The sequence below is a fragment of the Phaeobacter sp. 11ANDIMAR09 genome, from assembly GCF_001294455.1.
In the GTDB taxonomy this organism is placed as follows: Bacteria; Pseudomonadota; Alphaproteobacteria; order Rhodobacterales; family Rhodobacteraceae; genus Pseudophaeobacter.
In genome coordinates this window covers 146262-159758 of record NZ_LIKT01000005.1, presented here as the reverse complement: position 1 = coordinate 159758, position 13497 = coordinate 146262, and the positions used below count along the sequence as shown (strand labels likewise).

Genomic DNA, 13497 nt, shown 5'->3' with positions numbered 1-13497 from the left:
CCCACAGGGCCGCCCCAATAGGAAATGGGTTGCATATTGGCGCTGCCGCGTCGCGCGTCGGCGCGGCGCTAGGCCCAACGGGGGAGGATCAATCTTTGATTGTTCCGAGACGGGCGGGAGCCCCCCTCTGCAACAGGAATTTAATGCGCTTGGGCCCAGTTTTTGCCCCTGCCGGCATCAACGCTGAGCTTCACATCCAGATGCAGGGCGGGATCGGCGGCGTTTTCCATGACCCGGCGCGCGGTCTCAATGGTCTCTTCCACTGCGGCTTCCGGCACTTCAAACAGCAGTTCATCATGGACCTGCAGCAGCATTCGCGCGGGCAGATGGGCGATGGCGGGCGGCATTTGTACCATGGCGCGGCGGATCACATCGGCGGCCGTGCCCTGGATCGGCGCATTGATGGCAGCGCGTTTGGCAAAGCCCGCGCGTGGGCCTTTGGCGGCGATCTCTGGCGTGTGGATCTTGCGGCCAAATAGGGTCTGCACGTAGCCGTGTTCCTTGGCAAATTCCACGGTCCGGTCCATATAGCTGCGAATGCCGGGGAAGCGCTCAAAGTAGCGGTCGATAAACCCCTGGGCCTCGGCCCGGGGGATGCGCAGATTGCGGGCCAGACCAAAGCCAGAGATACCATAGATGACGCCAAAGTTGATCGCCTTGGCCTGGCGCCGGATATCTGCTGTCATCTCTTCCATCGGAACATCGAACATTTCCGAAGCTGTCATGGCGTGAATGTCCTGGCCGGCGGCAAAGGCGGCTTTCAGCGCGTCGATCCCGGCCACATGGGCAAGGATCCGTAGCTCGATCTGGCTGTAGTCGAGCGACAGCAGCACATTGCCCTCTTCCGCCACAAAGGCCTCACGGATACGGCGACCTTCCTCGGAGCGCACGGGAATGTTCTGCAGGTTGGGATCAGAGGAGGCCATGCGGCCGGTATTGGCCCCGGTCTGAATATAGGAGGTATGTACCCGACCGGTGTCTGGATTGATATGGTCCTGCAGCGCATCCGTGTAGGTGGATTTCAGTTTGCTCAGTTGCCGCCAGTCCAGCACCAGGGCGGGCAGGGCGTGTTCGGTGGCCAGATCCTCGAGGATATCTGCACCGGTTGCATAGGCGCCGGTCTTGCCCTTTTTGCCGCCGGGCAGCTCAAGCTTATCAAACAGGATTTCGCCAAGCTGTTTCGGCGAGCCGACATTGAAGGGCTGACCGGCCAGCTCGTGGATTTCATCCTCCAGTCCGGCCATCTTCTGGGCAAAGGCATTGGACATGCGGCTCAGGGTGTCGCGATCCACCTTGATGCCATTGCGTTCCATCTCAGCCAGCACGGGGACCAGCGGGCGCTCTAGGGTTTCATAGACCACTGTTACCTGCCGCTGATGCAGTTCGGGCTTGAAGTGTTGCCAAAGGCGCAGGGTGATATCGGCATCCTCTGCGGCATAGGGCACCGCGTCGGCAATGGGCACCCGGTCAAAGGTGATGGCGGATTTGCCGGTGCCGAGCAGAGGTTTGATTGGGATCGGTTTATGATCGAGATAGCGCTCCGACAGGATATCCATGCCGTGGTTATGCTCGCCCGCGTGCAGCGCATAAGACATCAGCATTGTGTCGTCGATCGGCGCAACGGTGATGCCGTAACGATGCAGGATCTTGGCGTCATATTTCATGTTCTGGCCGATTTTGAGCACGGCCGGATCTTCCAGCATTGGCTTCAGCATCGTCAGGGCCTGCTCCAGTGGCATCTGCCCCTCGGCGAGGCCCTCGCCACCAAAGAGATCATCACCGCCTTGCTTGTGGGTCAGCGGAATATAGCAGGCCTCGCCTGCATCAACGCAGAGCGAAACCCCAACCAGATCCACCACCATGGCATCCAGCCCGGTGGTTTCCGTATCCACGGCAACATAGCCACGGTCATAAATTCGGTCGATCCAGACCTGCAGTGCAGCCGCATCGCTGACGCATTCATATTTTTCGGCGTCAAAGGCCACAGCCGCAGCTGGTTCGGCCGATGTGGCAGAGCCCGAGGCACTGGTTTCGGGGATGGCGGGGGCGTCCAGCCCCATCTGGTCCGCCATTCGCTTGGTCAGGGTGCGGAACTCCATCTGTGACAAAAAGCCAAGCAGGGTTTCTGGATCCGGGTCCTGCACCTCGAGATCCTCGATGGTGAAATCCAACTCCATTGTGCAGTCCAGCTGCACCAATGTCTTGGACATCTCGATCTGGTCGCGTTTTTCGATCAGCGTCTGGCGACGTTTGGGCTGTTTGATCTCTTCGGCGCGATCCAACAGCTCTTCGAGGGAGCCATATTCATTGATCAGCAAAGCAGCGGTTTTGATGCCGATACCAGGCGCGCCTGGCACATTGTCGACGCTGTCGCCGGCCAGGGCCTGCACATCGACCACCCGGTCGGGGCCCACGCCGAATTTATCGTGCACCCCATCGCTGTCGATGCGCTTGTTCTTCATCGCGTCCAGCATTTCAACGCCGCCGCCAACCAGCTGCATCAGATCCTTATCGGACGAGATAATCGTGCAGCGTCCGCCGGCATCTCGGGCCTGATGGGCGAGGGTGGCGATGATGTCATCGGCCTCAAAGCCTTCGACCTCTTTGCAGGCGATGTTAAAAGCGCGGGTGGCGTCACGGGTCAGTGGGAACTGCGGCCGCAGATCTTCGGGGGCAGGGGGGCGATTGGCCTTGTAGAGGTCGTACAGATCATTGCGAAAGCTCTTGCCGGAATGGTCAAAGATCACCGCCACATGGGTCGGCGCATCGGGACCCTTGTTGTCTTCGATCTGTTTAAACAACATGTTGCAGAACCCGGCAACAGCGCCAATGGGAAGCCCGTCGGATTTCCGCGTTAGCGGTGGCAGCGCATGATAGGCGCGAAAGATGAAGGCGGAGCCATCAATCAAATGCAGGTGGCAGCCCTTACCGAATTTTGTTTCGCTCATGGCCTGTCGCGCTCCCTTAGGATTTCGTTCGTGTTCTGTTTTCCGGTTATCGGTGATCTGGCGGGCAAGGGCAATTGCCCTTTGGCCAGTTTCACAGATAGGGACTGGGGCTCTGGGTGTCCTTGTTAGAACATTCCCATGGACAGGCCTGCCTGCATGGCTTGGCCCAAATCGGTGCAAGGCTCTAGCTGCTTTGCTGAGAGATGCTTCTCTGTCAGGATGGCTTCGGGTGTCTGGGCATGAGTGCATAGGATCAATGGCGGCTGCACCTCTTTCAGGCGCCAGCCGGTGGCAATGCGGGCCAGTTGCCGGGCGGCATTTGACCCATCTGACCCCGCACAGATCATCTGCGCATAGGCGCGCCCTTCGATCTGCCCCAGAACTGGATAGTAGCAGCGGTCAAAGAACTCTTTCATCTGACCCGAGAGGGCGGCGAGATTCTCCGGCGCACAGAAGATAAAGCCGCCTGCCTCCAGCAGATCCTGTGGCTGGGCCTCTGAGGCCTGAAGCAAGCGCGTCGGGCCTTCTGGCTGTGCCGCCTGATAGGCGGCCTCGGCCATCTGGCGCGCGCCACCGGTGCGGGAATGATAGATGATCAGCAATTGGCTCATGCGGGTAGCATAGCCGGATTGGGGCAGGGGGCCAGAGTGGAGGCAAAGCAGAACAAGGTTAGTCGCTCAGATAAAGGCGCTGCGCCAGGCGCACAGAATAGGGCAGCGGCGTCCAGGCGCCAAACCGACGCCCCGAGGCCCGGACCATCTGCGCGACCCAGGTGTTGCAGGTGCGAAACAGGTGAAAGCGCCCTTTGGCAGCAAAGAAAGCATCGCTGTGGGTAAAACCGCTGTGCGGCAGCCGTTGGACCTGTTGCGCCGGGCCTGCTTCGAAACTACTGGCTATGGCGCTCAGCAGGGCGTCAAACTCGGTATCCGTAAACCCTACCCTTGGCATATCTGGCAGCGGCGGCAGTGCCCCCAGCACATCGACGCGCAGCACGGAACGATCACCGAGCGCACCTTTGACGATGGCTGACAGCTCAATGTCCCTGTAGTCGCCAATCGTGGTATAGAACTCGCGCGCACCCCAGCCGATCACCAGCCATTCAGAACCTGGATCTGTGATTGCCAGCCCCGAAGCGGCAAGAAAGCCAAACTGCCTGCGCACTTGCGGATCCAGGGGGATCAGAAAATCATAGTGGATCGGGCCGGCGACCAAGAGCACCTGATGGCTGCGCGGGCCCGTGGCAGACTTGGCAGCGCCCGAAGGGGTCATCGCGCCCAGCAGGGCAGCAAGGCCATAGGCCAGAAGCAGAAAAGCTGGCACAGACTGGATCTGTGCCAGGCTGCGGGTCCAGATCTATCGGCGCGTCAGGCGGCGGCCTCTACGTGATCTTTGTGGATGTATTTGCAGTCGCAATAGGGGCATTCGACAAAGCCGTCTGCTTCGGGGATCTGCAGGTAAACCCGGGGGTGACCCAGCGCGCCTTCGCCGCCGTCGCAGGCAACACGGTAGGTTTCAACGATCTTGGTTTCGGGCGCTTCAATGGTCATCGCTGGCGGTCCTTATGAATTTCGGCTAGGCGCATGGGTGAACCATGTATGTCTGATGCAAAAACCGGGGGCAAGTACTGCTGTGAGAGATGATGCAATCCGTATCGAAAGCTTGCGCAAAACCTACAAAGGCGCCAAGGGGCAGCCCGAAAAACACGCGCTGAAGGGCATTGACCTCACCATCCCGCGGGGCTCGGTATTTGGGCTTCTGGGGCCAAATGGCGCTGGCAAATCCACCATGATCAACATCATGGCGGGTTTGGTGCGCAAGACATCTGGTCGGGTAACGATCTGGGGCTTTGATCAGGACGCCAACCCGCGCCAAAGCCGCGCCGCCATCGGCGTGATGCCGCAGGAGCTGAATCTGGATCCGTTTTTTACTCCGCGCGGCGCGCTGGAGGTGCAGGCGGGCCTATATGGTGTGCCAAAGGCAGATCGTCGCAGTGATGAGATCCTGGGAATGGTCGGGCTAACGGATAAGGCCCATGCCTATGCTCGTACCCTGTCGGGGGGCATGCGGCGACGGCTCTTGCTGGGCAAGGCGCTGGTGCATCACCCTCATATTCTGGTGCTGGACGAACCCACCGCCGGGGTCGATATCGAGCTGCGGCAGATGCTCTGGGCCAATATTCGCAAGCTGAACCGGCAGGGCATGACCATCATCCTGACCACTCATTATCTGGAAGAGGCCGAGGAGATGTGTGATGAGATCGCCATCATCGACCAGGGAGAGGTGGTGGCGCGCGACAGCACTGCCAATCTGCTGGGACGGCTGGATGCCAAATCCATGGTGGTCCATCCCGCCAGCCCGGTTGCGAGGCTGCCACAGGGGGCTGGCATCTCAGCCGAGATGCGCGACGATGGCGCGGTCTTATTGCGGTATCACGGCAATAAGACCAGTGCCGAAGAGGTGCTGGCCGCTGTACATAGTGCTGGGATTTCCATCCGCGATGTTAAAACCGCCGAGGCTGATCTGGAGGATGTCTTTTTATCGCTGACAAAATCAGGGTGAGGTCTTTTGGGGAGGCATGCCCTTTGTAGGGGCTGCGCACCTGGGGTTCCTGGCCCGCAGCTTGCTCCGGCTGCGAGCTTGCTCAGAGGGGAAGTTTCGCGCTCGCTGCGCCCCCTGACAGGGGGGCGACATTTGCTGACGTCGCAGAACCCAGAGGGTGAAGCGCGGGGCCTGTCCAAGCTGCTGGGATCAGATCCGGCGCGTCGCGCGCCGCTGTTGCCGCGTCAGGCAGGGCGGCAACAACTGATAACGCCATCTGTGACAGGTTGCCGGTTCACCCCGGCGGGGCAAGCGGCTAAAAGGCAGAGAAATCTTTTTCATCCGCCCTTGCCTTGGAGCTTTGACATGTCCACGCCGAAACCCGTCGTACTTTGCATTCTTGATGGTTGGGGCAGTGCGGCACCCGGGGCGGCCAATGCGCCCTATTTGGCGCAGACCCCGACTTTTGATGCGCTGATGGCGGCGGGTCCGCAGGCGCGGTTGATCACCCATGGGCCGGATGTCGGGCTGCCCAGCGGTCAGATGGGCAATTCCGAAGTGGGTCATACCAATATTGGTGCCGGCCGTGTGGTGGCAATGGATCTGGGCCAGATTGATCTGGCGATCGAGGAAGGCTCTTTCGCCCAGAATGCTGCGCTTCTGGATTTTATTGCCAAACTGAAAGCGACCGGCGGTGCGGCGCATCTGATGGGGCTGGTGTCGGATGGGGGCGTGCATGGCCATGTTAACCATATCCTGGCCGCGATCCGGGCCATCACCGAGGCCGGCGTGCCGGTCTGGCTGCATGCCATCACCGATGGGCGCGATGTGGCACCAAAATCCGCCTATGGCTATTTTGAACAGCTGAAAGAAGGCCTGCCCCGAGGCGCCAGGATCGCAACCGTCACCGGGCGTTATTTTGCCATGGACCGCGACAATCGCTGGGAGCGGGTTGGCGAGGCCTACGGCGCGATGATCAAGGGCGAGGGGCGCTCGGTTGCGGATGCCCATGATGCTGTCACACATGCCTACAACCAGTCGGAAACGGATGAGTTCATCGGGGCGAGTGTGCTGCGCGGCTATGAGGGTGTCAAAGAGGGGGACGGATTCTTTTGTTTGAACTTCCGGGCAGATCGTGCCCGCGAAATCCTGCGCGCCATAGGCGAGCCGGGCTTTGCCGAGTTTGACACTGGCGCGCGCCCCAAACTGGCAGCACTCTTGGGGATGGTGGATTATTCCAAGGCCCATAATGAATATATGACAACCGCCTATCCCAAGGCCGAACTGGTCAATACCCTAGGCGAATGGGTTGCCAAACAGGGCAAACGCCAGTTCCGCTTGGCGGAGACCGAGAAATATCCCCATGTGACCTTCTTTCTGAATGGTGGCAAGGAAGAGCCGGAACAGGGCGAAGACCGTGCCATGCCCAAATCGCCTAAAGTGGCGACCTATGATCTGCAGCCTGAGATGAGCGCGCCGGAAGTGACCGAAAGGTTTGTTGCGGCGATTGAGGCAGGCTATGATCTGATTGTGACCAATTACGCCAATCCCGATATGGTGGGCCATACCGGTGATATTCAGGCGGCGATCAAGGCCTGCGAGGCAGTGGATCAGGGGCTGGCCCAGGTTGTTGCGGCGCTTGAAAAGGCCGGCGGCGCCATGCTGGTGACAGCGGATCACGGCAATTGCGAAGTCATGCTGGATCCCGAAACCGGCGGGGCGCATACCGCCCATACCACCAACCTGGTGCCATTGGCACTGGTGGGCGGACCCAAAGGCGCTGGGCTACGCAATGGCCGTCTTGCCGATCTTGCCCCCACCCTGTTAGAGCTTATGGATCTGCCCAAGCCGGATGAGATGACCGGTGAGAGCCTTTTGACCTGAGACCCAGACCAAAAAGACCTGAACCATATGATAAAACGCGCCGCCGGGCTGCTTCTTTTTCTGACGATCAGCTTTGCCGCGCCGCTGCAGGGGCAGCAGGCGCCTGCCGAGGCAGCGCAGGCGGCAGCGGATCAGTTGGAGGCGGCAACTGTGGCTTTGGAAGCGGCCGAAAGCGCGCGGGACCGCGTCAAGGCGCTGACCGGCACGGTGCGCGCCTATGAGGCCGGGCTGGGCGCGATGCGTGAAGGCCTGCGGCGAGTGGCGCGACGCGAATCGCAGCTGCTGGCTCAGTTGCAATCTCGCGAAGACGAAGTGGCCGAGCTTCTGGGCATTCTGCAAACCATTGAAACATCAGCGCCGCCAGTTCTGATGCTGCATCCTTCGGGGCCCCTGGGGGCGGCGCGTTCGGCTATGATGGTGGCAGAGGTGACGCCGGGGCTCTACGCCCGCGCGGAGGCCCTGCGCCGGGATCTGGACGAGGTGCAGACCCTGCGCCTGTTGCAGCAAAGCGCCGCGGACACGCTGGAAAAGGGACTGACTGGCGTACAGCAGGCGCGCACTGCGCTGTCGACGGCGATTTCGGACCGAACCGATCTGCCGCGGCGTTTCACCGAAAACCCGGTGCGCACCGCGATCCTGATTTCGTCCACGGAAACACTGTCAGGATTTGCCAGCGGTCTGGCAGAAATCGCTGGTGGGCCAGAAGAAATCGTGCCGCTCACGGTGGATGTCAGCGCCCAGCGAGGCGAGATCGACCTCCCAGTGGAGGGCCTGCTGCTGCGGGCCTTCAACAAGCGCGATGCCGCAGGCATTACCCGCCCCGGCCTGCTGATTGCTGCGCGTCCACGCGCCTTGGTGATCTCACCCACGGCGGCGACAATCCGCTACCGGGGCCCGCTTTTGGATCTTGGCAATGTGGTGATCCTTGAACCGCAGCCCGATACGCTTTTTATTCTGTCAGGACTTGCAGAGGTTTACGGCTCTGCCGGTCAGGTCATCCCCGCAGGCACGCCGGTGGGCCTGATGGGCGGCAGTGCCCCACAGGCTGGTGCCATTTTGTCACTAAGCGGTGAAGGGGGTGGAACTGACCGGACAGAAACGCTCTATATAGAAGTCAGAATGGACAACAGCCCGGTGGATCCTGAAACATGGTTCCGCATCGGAAAAGGTGGATGAAGGTTTCATGAGAAAATTTGCCATGGCGGCGATCGGCGGCACGCTGGCCGGAATCGTTGCAACGACCTATGTGGCCGGCCCTCTGCTGGCACAGGAAACGGACCGCGAAGCCACGGTCTATGAACAGCTGGACCTGTTTGGTGACATTTTTGAGCGCATCCGCGCGCAATATGTCGAAGAGGTCGACGAAAAAGAGCTGATCGAGGCGGCCATTGGCGGCATGCTGTCCTCGCTTGATCCGCATTCCAGCTATCTGAAGCCCGATGATGCGGCCAGCATGCAGGTGCAGACGCGCGGTGAATTCGGCGGACTGGGCATCGAAGTGACCCAGGAAGAGGGCTTTGTCAAAGTTGTCTCCCCCATTGATGGCACCCCGGCGGATGAGGCCGGCATGGAAGCGGGCGATTTCATCACCCATGTGGATGGCGAAAGCGTGTTGGGCCTTGGTCTCGACGAAGCGGTTGATCTGATGCGCGGTCCGGTGGGATCGGAAATTGTGATCACCGTGGTGCGCGAAGGCGAGGGAGAGCCCTTTGACGTCTCAATCATCCGCGACACCATCAAGCTGACCGCCGTGCGCGCCCGGACCGAGGGCGAAACCGTGGTGCTGCGGATCACCACCTTCAACCGTCAAACTACCCCCAATCTGGAAGCGGGTCTGAAAGAGCAGATCGAAGCGGCCGGTGGTATCGACAAGGTGACGGGCATCGTGCTGGATCTGCGCAACAACCCTGGTGGCTTGCTGACCGAAGCGATCAGCGTGGCCGACAGTTTCCTTGATAGCGGCGAGATTGTCTCGACCCGGGGCCGCAACCCTGAAGACGGTGAGCGCTTTAACGCGGTGCCTGGTGATTTGTCCCAGGGCAAGCCCATCGTGGTGCTGATCAATGGCGGCTCGGCCTCGGCTTCTGAAATTGTGGCCGGTGCGCTGCAGGATCACCGCCGTGCCATCGTCGTTGGCACCAAAAGCTTTGGTAAAGGTTCGGTTCAGACCGTGATGCCACTGCGCGGCAATGGTGCGATGCGCCTGACCACGGCGCGCTATTACACACCATCGGGTCGCTCAATCCAGGCGCTGGGCGTCTCGCCTGACATTGTGGTGGAACAGCCCCGCCGCACCCCCGAGACCGAAGAGGCCGCAGAGGAAAGCGCAGCCCGCCGCACCCGCACCGAGGCGGATCTGCGGGGGAGCCTCAATAATGACAGCCTGACCGAGGATGAAATCCGCCAGATCAAAGAGGATCGAGAACGGGCGGAAAAAGCAGCTGAACTGCGTGCGCAGGACTATCAGCTGGCCTATGCCATCGACATCCTCAAAGGTCTCGTTGCTCTGGGGCCAAAGCAATAATCTATGGGGGAGCATCGGGGGCGGACTCCCTGATTTTTCCAGCCATGAGCTATCGGGACCGCGCCTTCGGGGGCGGTCCCTTTTTGTCGCGCGGCTGTGTAGCTGTCCTGAACATGTGCAAGGGGGCTTTAGCTGTCGGGCAAAATGTGATCCTTAGCCTGCAACCAGGGCCGTTTGGGCGCCGCAAGAAAGCAGATCTTTTATGATACGACGGGATGACCCCCAAGCGCAGCCGAGCAAGACCGATCAGGGCGGATCTGACCTGACAGCGCTGGAAAAGCTCGGCTGGCAGGATTTCTTTGCTGATCAGGTGGTTGGGGTCGATTTGGAAGAAACCCCACCGGCGCGGGTTGTTGAGGCGCATCGCAGCGGGTTGCGGGTGCAGGGCGATGGCATCGACGAACTGGTGCCGCCAAAGCTGGCCGCCACGGTGGGCGACTGGATACTGTTGAACCGGGTGCTGCCCACCTCCAGTCGGGTGCTGGAGCGCAAGAGCCTGTTCAAACGCCGCGCACCTGGACATGACCGCAGCCTGCAACTGATCGCGGCCAATACCGACACCAGCTTTATCGTCAGCTCCTGCAACCCAGACTTTAATCTGGCCCGGTTGGAGCGCTATCTTGCCTTGGCCTTTGAAGCTGGTGTTGCGCCGGTTGTCCTGTTGACCAAACTGGATCTCTGCGAGGACCCGACTCCCTATGTGGAGCAGGCCGAAGCCATCTCGGACCGGGTGCCGGTGGTTTTGCTCAATGCCAAAAGTGACAGCGCCAAGGCGCAGCTCGCACCCTGGTGCAAACCCGGCGAGACGCTGGTGTTTCTGGGGTCTTCCGGGGTCGGGAAATCAACGCTGGTCAATGCGCTCTTTGGTAAAGATACGGCAGAAACGGCAGAAATTCGCGAAGACGATGCCCGCGGCCGACATACCACTCGTCATCGGCATATGCGGTTTTTGCCCAATGGCTGCGCGGTGATGGATACGCCGGGGATGCGTGAATTGCAGATGGCCGAGGCCGAAAGCGGTATTGCGGATCTGTTTGACGATCTGACGGAGCTCGCCACCCAGTGCAAATTCCGCAATTGCAAACATGAAAGCGAACCAGGCTGTGCGTTGACCGCGGCCCTGGCGCGCGGCGAGATCACCCAGGCGCGGTTTGAGCGCTGGAACAAGTTGACCGAGGAAGAGCGGTACAACACGGCTTCGCTGTCAGAGCGCAAGGGCAGTGACAAGGTGCAGCACAAGACCAGCCGCCCCGCGCAAAAACGCTACCGCAAGACCCGGCGGTAGCTTTGGGACACAGAAGCGTGATCGGTGATTTTTCACATTAACGCCCGGAAACCGGCGACGCGGCGGTCTGGGAATGGGTAATGTTGGGTCATGATGTTTGACCTGCCTGATTCCCAGACGCTCTATGCCGCCCTTTGTGCTCGTGATGCCAGCTATGAGGGACGCGCCTATGTTGGCGTCTCTTCCACCGGTATATTTTGCCGCCTCAGCTGCCCGGCGCGTAATCCCAAGTTCGAAAACTGTCAGTTCTTTGCCACGCCCGGAGAATGTATCGAAGCGGGATTTCGTGCCTGCAAACGCTGCAAGCCTCTCAAGGCCGCCGCTGGCGATGACCCGATGGTTCAGCCGCTGATTGACGCGCTCGAGGCACGCCCGACCCATCGCTGGCGCGAGGGCGATCTGGTGGCGCTGGGCTATGACCCTTCCACGGTGCGCCGCGCCTTCAAGAGGCATTTTGGCATGACCTTCCTCGAGATGGCGCGGCAACGCCGCCTTCGCGAAGGCTTTACCGCCCTCTCTGCCGGGGAGCCGGTGATTGCGGCGCAGATTGATGCGGGCTTTGACAGCCCCTCGGCCTTTCGGGCCGCCTTTGCCCGGCTGGTCGGCGTGGCGCCGGGAAGCTTTCGCAGGGATGCACTGCTCTTGGCGGATTGGATCGATACGCCACTGGGGGCAATGATTGCCATCAGCTGTCAGCACCAATTGCATTTGTTGGAGTTTGCCGATCGCAAGGCCCTGCCCCGCGAGATGCAGCGGCTGCAAAAGGCGCAGCCTGGCGGCATCGGCTTTGGTCGGCCAGAACCAACGCAGCAGATCGCGACCGAGCTTGCGGCCTATTTCAACGGCACACAGGCACACTTTGATACCGCCCTGGCGCTGCATGGCACGGATTTTGAACGCGAAGTCTGGCGCTACCTGCTGCAGATCCCGGCGGGCGAGACCCGCAGCTATTCGCAGATCGCGCGGGAGCTGGGACGCCCCTCGGCCACCCGCGCCGTGGCCCGGGCCAATGGCAGCAATCAACTTGCCGTGGTGGTGCCCTGCCATAGGGTGCTGTCGGCGGATGGCAGCCTCACCGGATATGGTGGCGGGCTGTGGCGCAAGCAACGCCTGATCGAGATTGAAACCAGCTACACAGAAAGGCTGACTGCATGACCTATTCCGAGCGCGCTCGCGCTTTTGCCGCGCTGCATAACCCCGGCACCCCCTTGGTGCTCTATAATATCTGGGATGCCGGCAGCGCCACGGCGATAGCCAAGGCCGGTGCTCAGGCTTTGGCCACAGGCAGCTGGTCCGTTGCGGCGGCACAGGGCTATGGCGACGGAGAGGATATTCCGCTGGATCTGTTGTTGCAGATCGTCACCCGGATCACCGCGACATGCGACCTGCCGCTGACAGTGGATTTTGAAGGCGGCTTTGCCCAGGCAGCCGAGAGTTTGACCCAGAACGCCCGCAAACTGGTGGATACCGGGGCTGTGGGAGTGAATTTTGAGGATCAGATCATTGGCGGCACGGGGCTTTATTCGGTTGCAGAGCAGGCTGGGCGGATCGCCGCTATGCGCGCGGCCAATGCCGACTACTTTATCAATGCCCGCACGGATCTGTTCCTGAAGGAGACCGATACAGAGAAACACGCAGGTTTGGTTGATCAAGCGCTGGAGCGGGCAGAGGCCTATGCCAAGGCCGGGGCCAGTGGGTTTTTTGTGCCGGGTCTGACAGATGCAACGCTGATCGCCGGGATCACAGCGGCGGCGGCGCTGCCGGTCAATGTGATGATGCTAGGTGGCATGTCGCTATCTGCCATGGCCCAAGCCGGGGTGGCGCGGGCCAGCTATGGACCGGGGCCCTATGCCAAGGCGATGAAACAGCTGGGTGAGGCTTTTGCCGCCCTGGCGTGATCAGGGTCCGAAAACAGGGGAGGCCTGGGTCAGCTGGTTTCCAGGCAGTGACGGCGAAAGGCCCGTTTCAGCATGTCCAGCTCGGCGCGCAGCAGCTCGATCTCGGCGCGCATATCATCAACGGCGGCCTCCCCGGCAATCAGCGAAAAGCTTTCCAGCTTTTGCCCCGCACTGCTGCCTTCGGTGATGACAAAGGTCTGCACCCCGTCGCAAATCGCCTCTGTGGGGATGGTGATATGCAGGTTCCACTCGTTTGCGGCATTGCCTTCGGTGATTGAAATTTCGCCCAGGGGCTGATCTTGATAGAGCACCTTGATTTCCGGCGGCAGCCCATTGTCTTTGGCGTTCTGAATCACCCCTTCCCAGGTGCCATTGCGAAAACGGATCTTGGTGACGGTCAGGTCGCTCATTGTTTTGGCC

The 13497-nt window shown here is 60.7% G+C and carries 12 protein-coding genes; 7 read left to right on the top strand and 5 right to left on the bottom strand.

All coding sequences use genetic code 11. The features are described 5' to 3' along the window. Positions 1 to 140 precede the first annotated feature (140 nt). The 4 genes from polA to AN476_RS06255 form a co-directional block, all read right to left on the bottom strand. Entirely contained in the window at positions 141 to 2948 is a 2808-nt protein-coding gene (gene polA, locus AN476_RS06270; protein WP_054460126.1) for a DNA polymerase I, read from the bottom strand. A 125-nt stretch (positions 2949 to 3073) separates the two neighbouring features. After that, a complete protein-coding gene (locus AN476_RS06265) occupies positions 3074 to 3559 on the bottom strand; it encodes a flavodoxin family protein (RefSeq protein WP_054460125.1) in 486 nt (161 codons plus the stop codon). Between the two features lie 58 nt (positions 3560 to 3617). Next, positions 3618 to 4268, bottom strand: a complete 651-nt coding sequence (locus AN476_RS06260) for a TIGR02117 family protein (RefSeq protein WP_253279839.1) — start codon at positions 4266 to 4268, stop codon at positions 3618 to 3620. Between the two features lie 44 nt (positions 4269 to 4312). After that, the gene (locus tag AN476_RS06255; RefSeq protein ID WP_054460123.1) at positions 4313 to 4495 is read right to left on the bottom strand and encodes a zinc-finger domain-containing protein; all 183 of its coding nucleotides are present in this window, start codon (positions 4493 to 4495) and stop codon (positions 4313 to 4315) included. Positions 4496 to 4577: 82 nt separating this feature from the next. Between AN476_RS06255 and AN476_RS06250 the strand changes: the two genes are divergently transcribed. The 7 genes from AN476_RS06250 (at position 4578) to AN476_RS06220 (ending at position 13077) form a co-directional block, all read left to right on the top strand. After that, complete coding sequence (locus AN476_RS06250) at positions 4578 to 5507, top strand: ABC transporter ATP-binding protein (RefSeq protein ID WP_054460200.1); 930 nt, start codon at positions 4578 to 4580, stop codon at positions 5505 to 5507. Positions 5508 to 5852: 345 nt separating this feature from the next. Beyond that, positions 5853 to 7370, top strand: coding sequence for a 2,3-bisphosphoglycerate-independent phosphoglycerate mutase (gene gpmI / locus AN476_RS06245; protein WP_054460122.1), 1518 nt, complete (start codon positions 5853 to 5855; stop codon positions 7368 to 7370). Between the two features lie 27 nt (positions 7371 to 7397). Continuing rightward, a complete protein-coding gene (locus tag AN476_RS06240; protein ID WP_054460121.1) occupies positions 7398 to 8546 on the top strand; it encodes a murein hydrolase activator EnvC in 1149 nt (382 codons plus the stop codon). Positions 8547 to 8553: 7 nt separating this feature from the next. Continuing rightward, positions 8554 to 9894, top strand: a complete 1341-nt coding sequence (locus AN476_RS06235) for a S41 family peptidase (protein WP_054460120.1) — start codon at positions 8554 to 8556, stop codon at positions 9892 to 9894. Positions 9895 to 10096: 202 nt separating this feature from the next. Then, on the top strand, positions 10097 to 11179 hold the full coding sequence (gene rsgA, locus AN476_RS06230) for a ribosome small subunit-dependent GTPase A (RefSeq protein ID WP_054460119.1): 1083 nt from the start codon (positions 10097 to 10099) through the stop codon (positions 11177 to 11179). 90 nt (positions 11180 to 11269) lie between these two features. Then, complete coding sequence (locus tag AN476_RS06225) at positions 11270 to 12334, top strand: bifunctional transcriptional activator/DNA repair enzyme AdaA (RefSeq protein ID WP_054460118.1); 1065 nt, start codon at positions 11270 to 11272, stop codon at positions 12332 to 12334. Further along, positions 12331 to 13077, top strand: a complete 747-nt coding sequence (locus tag AN476_RS06220; RefSeq protein WP_054460117.1) for an isocitrate lyase/phosphoenolpyruvate mutase family protein — start codon at positions 12331 to 12333, stop codon at positions 13075 to 13077. The genes AN476_RS06225 and AN476_RS06220 overlap by 4 nt, the downstream gene beginning before the upstream one ends. 29 nt (positions 13078 to 13106) lie before the next feature. Here AN476_RS06220 and AN476_RS06215 read toward each other — a convergent pair whose 3' ends face one another. Beyond that, complete coding sequence (locus AN476_RS06215; protein ID WP_054460116.1) at positions 13107 to 13487, bottom strand: hypothetical protein; 381 nt, start codon at positions 13485 to 13487, stop codon at positions 13107 to 13109. Positions 13488 to 13497 lie beyond the last annotated feature (10 nt).